Raw genomic sequence first — 7,830 nt, 5'->3', positions numbered from 1 at the left:
GGGTGCGGGGCCGCGGGGGTATGTGCGTACTCGCCATCCCTGCGCCACGCCTTGAGTTTCTGGGCGCCAGAGTGTGCTCGGTGCTCCGTGCGCACATACCCCCGCGGCCCCTCCGCGTCTCGTACGCGGCCGCCGGCCGGTGGGGAGCGCGCTTTTGTTCGCGGCCCCCCTCGGCACGGTGGGTGGTGCGCCCGTGTCCGCGGATCCGGCCGGGGTCTGGGGCCGGGGCGCAGCCTGCCCTCGCCGACAAGGGCAGGCTGCCGCTGGGGCCGTTCACCAAGGTGCGGGGGCCTGCCATGACAGTGGTGGCCCTCGCCCCGAGTGGTGGCGCAGGACAGAGCCTGCCCCGCGGGTGTGCGTTCCGGCATCGGTATGCGTGAGGATCCGCATACCGATGTATGGCGCGGTGGCGTCCGCTCCGTATACCTATGTGGAGGGCGCTGGTCCGGTTAGGTCACCGGGGCCTTCGCGCGCAGGACCGTGAGGAATTCCCGCATCCAGCCCGAGTGGTCCGGCCATGCGCGGGCCGAGACCAGCGTGCCGTCCACCACCACCTCCGCGTCCTGGTAGGTCGCGCCCGCCGTCTGCATGTCCATCTCGAGGGCCGGGTACGCCGTCACCCTGCGGCCGCTGAGGCCGCCGACGGCCGCGGTGAGGAGCGGGCCGTGGCAGATCTGGGCCACCGGCTTGTCCGCGTCGAAGAACGACTTGAGGATCTTGCGGAGCTCGGGGTCGTTGCGCAGGTACTCGGGGGCCCGGCCGCCCGGGATCACCAGGGCGGCGTACTGGCCGGGATCGACCTCGGAGAAGGCGAGGTCCGCGGGCCAGGTGTAGCCGGGCTTCTCCGTGTACGTGTCGAAGTCCGGCTCGAAATCGTGCACCACGAACTGCAGCTTCTTGCGGGCCGGGGCCGCGACGTGGACGTCGTATCCCTCCTCGCGCAGTCGCTGGAAGGGGTAGAGGACTTCGAGTGACTCGGCGGCGTCGCCGGTCACGATCAGGATTTTCGCTGCCATTTCGCTGCGCTCCCCTCGGTCGGGCACCGCCTGCGCGGGCCCTCAGGGCCCAACGTGCCCGTGCGGTGGCTCTTTGCCAAGGGGGAGTGGTCGCCGATGGGACTGTGCAGACTGTCAAAGTTCGGAGCCTGCTTTTGTACACATACGGCTCATGACGGCTGCCCGGTGCGGAGCGATAGCCTGGACCCGTGATCAGCGCGATATCCCGCGGGGGCATGGACGCCCCCGCCCTGCGCCCGGGGAACACGGTGGACAACCGTGCCCGGGACCTCGCTGACGCTTCTTCGCGGTGCGGCCGACCCGGCCGAGCAAGCCATCCGTCAGTTGAATCGCTGAAAATGGCGGAAAGCTGTCCGCTCGCACATCACCGCGGCATAACGTCGAACCCGGCCGGAGACCCCGTGCCGCGGCGTTACGGCACATCACTTCCTTCTACGTCACGCAACGGCGCGCGACAGGAGTCAGAGGACAATGCAGACCAAGCTGGACGAAGCCAAGGCCGAGCTGCTCGCGCGGGCCGCCCGGGTCGCTGAGAACAGCCCGGCCGGTGGACGCCTACCGAGCGGTGCACCGACTGGGACGACGAGCGAGGCCACGCCAGACCAGGACATGGCTCTCGCGTTCCTCCAGCGGTACTACCTGCACACCGCTCCCGAGGACCTGGCCGACCGCGATCCGGTCGACGTCTTCGGAGCCGCTTTCTCCCACTACCGGCTGGCCGAGAACCGGCCGCAGGGAACGGCGAACGTGCGAGTGCACACCCCGACCGTCGAGGAGAACGGCTGGACCTGCAGCCACTCCGTCGTCGAGGTGGTCACCGACGACATGCCCTTCCTCGTCGACTCCGTCACCAACGAGCTGTCCCGGCAGGGGCGCGGCATCCACGTCGTGATCCACCCGCAGGTCGTGGTGCGCCGTGACGTGACCGGAAAGCTCCTGGAGGTGCTGAGCCGCGAGGCCGGTGCCGAGCTGCCGCACGACGCGCTCGTCGAGTCGTGGATCCACGTCGAGATGGACCGCGAGACCGACCGCGCCGACCTGAAGCAGATCACCGCCGATCTGCTGCGGATCCTCAGCGACGTACGGGAGACCGTCGAGGACTGGGACAAGATGCGCGACGCCGCGCTGCGCATCGCCGACGAGCTGCCCGCCGAGCCCACCGCGGGCGACCTGCCCGACCAGGAGGTCGGGGAGGCCCGCGAGCTGCTGCGCTGGCTCGCCGACAACCACTTCACCTTCCTGGGCTTCCGTGAGTACACCCTCACGGACGAGGACTCCCTCGCCGCCGTCCCCGGCACCGGCCTCGGCATCCTGCGCGCCGACCCGCAGCACGACGGCGACGACCACCACCCGGTGAGCCCGTCCTTCAACCGGCTGCCCGCCGACGCGCGCGCCAAGGCCCGCGAGCACCGGCTGCTGGTGCTGACCAAGGCGAACAGCCGGGCCACCGTCCACCGGCCCAGCTACCTCGACTACGTCGGCGTGAAGAAGTTCGACGCCGAGGGCAACGTGGTGGGGGAGCGGCGCTTCCTCGGGCTGTTCTCGTCCGCCGCGTACACCGAGTCCGTGCGGCGCGTGCCCGTCATCCGCCGCAAGGTCGCCGAGGTGCTGAAGGGCGCCGGGTTCTCCGCCAACAGCCACGACGGGCGCGACCTGCTCCAGATCCTGGAGACCTACCCGCGCGACGAGCTCTTCCAGACGCCCGCCGATGAGCTGCGGTCCATCGTGACGAGCGTCCTCTATCTGCAGGAGCGCCGTCGGCTGCGGCTGTACCTGCGCAAGGACGAGTACGGGCGCTACTACTCCGCCCTCGTCTACCTGCCGCGCGACCGCTACACCACCGGCGTCCGGCTGCGGATCATCGACATCCTCAAGGAAGAGCTGAACGGCGCCAGCGTCGACTTCACCGCCTGGAACACGGAGTCGATCCTCTCCCGCATCCACTTCGTGGTGAGGGTGCCCAAGGGCGCCGAGGTCCCCGACCTCTCGGACGCCGACATCGACCGCATCGAGGCCCGGCTCGTCGAGGCCGCCCGCTCCTGGGCCGACGGCTTCGCCGAGGCGCTGACCGCCGAGTGCGGCGAGGAGCGCGCCGCCGAGCTGCTCCGCCAGTACGGGGGCGCCTTCCCCGAGGGCTACAAGGCCGACCACACGCCGCGCGCCGCCGTCGCCGACCTCCAGCACCTGGAGCAGCTCACCCAGGGCGACAAGGACTTCGCGCTCTCCCTGTACGAGCCGGTGGGCGCCGCCCCCGGCGAGCGGCGTTTCAAGATCTACCGCGCGGGCGGTCAGGTCTCGCTCTCCGCCGTCCTGCCGGTGCTGCAGCGCCTGGGCGTCGAGGTCACCGACGAGCGTCCGTACGAACTGCGCTGCACGGACCGCACGAACGCGTGGATCTACGACTTCGGGCTGCGTCTGCCCAAGTCGCAGAACGGCAACGGCGACTACCTCGGCGACGACGGCCGCGAACGCTTCCAGGAGGCCTTCGCCGCCGCCTGGACCGGTGCCGCCGAGGTCGACGGGTTCAACTCGCTGGTGCTGCGGGCCGGTCTCAACTGGCGTCAGGCGATGGTGCTTCGGGCCTACGCGAAGTACCTGCGCCAGGCCGGTGCGACCTTCAGCCAGGAGTACATGGAGGACACCCTCCGCAACAACGTCCACACCACCCGGCTGCTCGTCTCGCTCTTCGAGGCGCGCATGTCGCCGGACCGCCAGCGCGCCGGGACCGAGCTGACCGACGGGCTCCTGGAGGAGCTGGACGGCGCCCTCGACCAGGTCGCCTCGCTGGACGAGGACCGGATCCTGCGGTCCTTCCTCACCGTCATCAAGGCGACGCTGCGGACCAACTTCTTCCAGAGCGCAAGCGAGGGAGGCCAGGAGGCGGAAGGCGGCAGGTCGCACAACTACGTCTCCATGAAGTTCGACCCGCAGGCCATCCCCGACCTGCCCGCGCCCCGTCCCGCGTACGAGATCTGGGTGTACTCGCCCCGCGTCGAGGGCGTCCACCTGCGCTTCGGCAAGGTCGCGCGCGGCGGTCTGCGCTGGTCCGACCGGAAGGAAGACTTCCGGACCGAGATCCTGGGTCTCGTGAAGGCGCAGATGGTGAAGAACACCGTCATCGTGCCCGTCGGCGCCAAGGGCGGCTTCGTCGCCAAGCAGCTGCCCGACCCGTCGGTGGACCGCGACGCGTGGCTGGCGGAGGGCGTCGCCTGCTACAAGACGTTCATCTCGGCGCTGCTCGACATCACCGACAACCTGGTGGCGGGGGAGGTCGTGCCGCCGGCCGACGTGGTGCGCCACGACGAGGACGACACCTACCTCGTCGTCGCGGCCGACAAGGGCACGGCGACGTTCTCCGACATCGCCAACCAGGTCGCCGAGTCGTACAACTTCTGGCTGGGCGACGCCTTCGCCTCCGGCGGCTCCGCCGGATACGACCACAAGGGCATGGGCATCACCGCCCGGGGCGCCTGGGAGTCCGTCAAGCGGCACTTCCGCGAACTGGGCACCGACACCCAGTCCGAGGACTTCACGGTCGTCGGCGTCGGCGACATGTCCGGTGACGTGTTCGGCAACGGCATGCTGCTCTCCGAGCACATCCGCCTGGTCGCCGCCTTCGACCACCGGCACATCTTCATCGACCCGAAGCCGGACGCCGCGACCTCGTACGCCGAGCGCCGCCGCCTCTTCGAGCTGCCGCGCTCCTCCTGGGCCGACTACGACAAGGAGCTGCTCTCCGCGGGCGGCGGGATCTTCCCGCGCAGCGCCAAGGCGATCCAGCTCAACGCCCACATCCGCGAGGCCCTCGGCATCGAGACCGGCGTCGCCAAGATGACCCCGGCCGACCTGATGAAGGCCATCCTGCAGTCGCCCGTCGACCTGCTGTGGAACGGCGGCATCGGTACGTACGTGAAGTCCTCCGCCGAGTCGAACGCGGACGTCGGCGACAAGGCCAACGACGCGATCCGCGTGGACGGCCAGGACCTGCGCGTCAACGTCGTCGGCGAGGGCGGCAACCTCGGTCTGACCCAGCTGGGCCGCATCGAGTTCGCGCGCTCCGGCGGCCGCATCAACACCGACGCGATCGACAACAGCGCGGGCGTGGACACCTCCGACCACGAGGTGAACATCAAGATCCTGCTCAACGCGGTCGTCGCCAACGGCGACATGACGGTCAAGCAGCGCAACAAGCTGCTCGCCGAGATGACCGACGAGGTCGGCCACCTGGTGCTGCGCAACAACTACGCGCAGAACACCGCGCTGGCCAACGCCGTCGCCCAGTCGCCGTCCCTGCTCCACGCCCACCAGCGCTTCATGCGCAGGCTCGGCAAGCAGGGCCACCTCGACCGGGGCCTGGAGTTCCTGCCCAACGACCGGCAGATCCGCGAGCTGCTCAACTCCAACCGCGGCCTCTCGCAGCCCGAGCTCGCCGTGCTCCTCGCCTACACGAAGATCACGGCCGCGGACGAGCTGATCCAGACGACGCTGCCCGACGACCCGTACCTGCAGCGCCTCCTGCACGCGTACTTCCCGAAGGCGCTGCACGAGAAGTTCCCCGAGCAGGTCGACGGGCACGCGCTGCGCCGCGAGATCGTCACCACCGTCCTCGTCAACGACACGGTGAACAGCGGCGGCTCGACCTTCCTGCACCGGCTGCGGGAGGAGACGGGCGCCTCGCTGGAGGAGATCGTGCGGGCCCAGATGGCCGCCCGCGAGATCTTCGGCCTCGGCGAGGTGTGGGACGCGGTCGAGGCGCTCGACAATGTCGTCGCCGCCGACGTCCAGACCCGGATCCGGCTGCACTCGCGCCGACTCGTCGAGCGCGGTTCGCGCTGGCTGCTCAACAACCGGCCGCAGCCGCTGCAGCTCGCCGAGACCATCGGCTTCTTCAGCGAGGGCGTCGATGAGGTCTGGGCCGAGCTGCCGAAGCTGCTCCGCGGCTCCGACCAGGAGTGGTACCAGAGCATCCGCGACGAGCTGACCGGCGTGGGCGTCCCCGACGAGCTCGCCCAGCGCGTCGCCGGGTTCTCGTCCGCCTTCCCCGCGCTCGACATCGTCGCGATCGCCGACCGGACCGGCAAGGCGCCGATGGCCGTCGCCGAGGTCTACTACGACCTCGCCGACCGGCTGCACATCACCCAGCTCATGGACCGCATCATCGAACTGCCGCGGGCCGACCGCTGGCAGTCCATGGCGCGCGCCTCCATCCGCGAGGACCTGTACGCGGCGCACGCCGCACTGACGGCGGACGTCCTCGCCGCCGGTGACGGCGCGGCCACGCCGGAGCAGCGCTTCAAGGCGTGGGAGGAGAAGAACGCCCCGATCCTGGGCCGCGCGCGGACGACGCTGGAGGAGATCCAGAGCTCGGACGCGTTCGACCTGGCGAATCTGTCGGTGGCGATGCGGACGATGCGGACGCTGCTGCGTACGCACTCGTAGTTCTCCGGCGGCAGGTGTAGGGGGGGCGCCCCGGGCCTTTCGGCCCGGGGCGCCCCTTGTGTTTCCCCGAGTGCGTGGTGGCGGGATTGGTTGCCTCCGCAACGCGGAATGGGTGATGAGATTCGCCATAACCCATCAATTCAGACATTTGGTCTAAGGTGGGTGAGATTGTCTGATGACGGTGTCTGTACACGAAGCGCAGGGAAGGTCGCGGTAAGGCGATGACGGAAGCCATTCTGCTGGTCGGCGGACAGGGCACCCGGCTGCGGCCGGTCACGGTCCACACGCCGAAGCCGATGGTCCCGGCGGCCGGTGTCCCCTTCCTCGCGCACCAGCTCGCCCGCCTCGCGGCCGCCGGCGTCGACCACGTCGTGATGGCCACCTGCTATCTCGCCGAGGTCTTCGAACCGCACTTCGGCGACGGATCGGCGTACGGCCTGGAACTGGAGTACGTCGTCGAGGACGAGCCCCTGGGCACCGGCGGCGCCATCCGCAATGCCGCGGAGCGACTGCGGTGCGCGGGCGACGAGCCCGTCCTCGTGTTCAACGGGGACATCCTCAGCGGGCTCGACGTCCGCGACCTCGTCGCCACGCACACGCGGCGTGCCGCCGACGTCACGCTGCATCTCGCCCGCGTCGACGACCCCCGCGCCTTCGGGCTCGTGCCGACCGACGACGACGGCCGTGTGCTCGCCTTCACCGAGAAGCCGACGGCGCCCGAGGAGATCGTCACGGACCAGATCAACGCGGGGGCGTACGTCTTCCGCAGGTCCGTGATCGACGCGATTCCGCGGGGGCGGGCCGTGTCGGTGGAGCGGGAGACCTTCCCGGAGCTGCTCGCCCGGGGCGCGTATCTGCACGGGCAGGTCGAGAACACCTACTGGCTGGACCTCGGCCGCCCCGAGGCCCTCGTCCAGGCCTCGGCCGATCTCGTACGCGGTGTCGTCGACTCGCCCGCGCTGCCGGGGGAGCGGGGCGAGGCCCTGGTCCTGCCCGGCGCCGAGGTCGCCGCGGACGCCGACCTCGCCGCGGGGACCGTCGTGGGCGCGGGCGCCCGGATCGGGGCGGGGGCGCTCGTGCACGGCTCGGTCGTGCTCGACGGCGCGGAGGTCGGAGCGGGCGCCGACATCCGGCTGAGCCTGGTCGGCGCGGGCGCCCGCATCGGCCGGCGCACCGTCCTGCACGGCGCGGTCGTGGGGGACGGAGCACAGGTGGGGGCCGACAACGAACTGCGGACCGGGGTGCGGGTGTGGTGCGAGGCGGTGCTGCCCGACGCGGCGCTGCGCTTCTCGCCCGACGTGCCGACCGGTTCTCGTACCACCGAAGGGCTGTGAGCAGCAACCGTGAACTTCCCCCAGATCCCCCGGTCCCAGGC

3 protein-coding genes are annotated in these 7,830 nt (G+C 70.4%); 2 read left to right on the top strand and 1 reads right to left on the bottom strand.

The features are described 5' to 3' along the window. Positions 1-449: 449 nt before the first annotated feature. Positions 450-1,016, bottom strand: coding sequence for a DJ-1/PfpI family protein (locus tag AOK03_RS15040; RefSeq protein WP_055565756.1), 567 nt, complete (start codon positions 1,014-1,016; stop codon positions 450-452). Between the two features lie 471 nt (positions 1,017-1,487). On the opposite strand from AOK03_RS15040, the gene AOK03_RS15035 reads away from it, so the two are divergent. Both AOK03_RS15035 and manB read left to right on the top strand, forming a co-directional pair. Continuing rightward, entirely contained in the window at positions 1,488-6,455 is a 4,968-nt protein-coding gene (locus AOK03_RS15035) for an NAD-glutamate dehydrogenase (protein WP_055565755.1), read from the top strand. A gap of 221 nt (positions 6,456-6,676) precedes the next feature. Then, a complete protein-coding gene (gene manB / locus AOK03_RS15030) occupies positions 6,677-7,789 on the top strand; it encodes a mannose-1-phosphate guanylyltransferase (RefSeq protein ID WP_055565754.1) in 1,113 nt (370 codons plus the stop codon). Positions 7,790-7,830: the final 41 nt, after the last annotated feature.

This window comes from Streptomyces atriruber, assembly GCF_001418325.1.
In the GTDB taxonomy this organism is placed as follows: Bacteria; Actinomycetota; Actinomycetes; order Streptomycetales; family Streptomycetaceae; genus Streptomyces; species Streptomyces atriruber.
The sequence above is the reverse complement of the archived record's forward strand: the minus strand, read 5'-3'. Positions and strand labels throughout refer to the sequence as shown.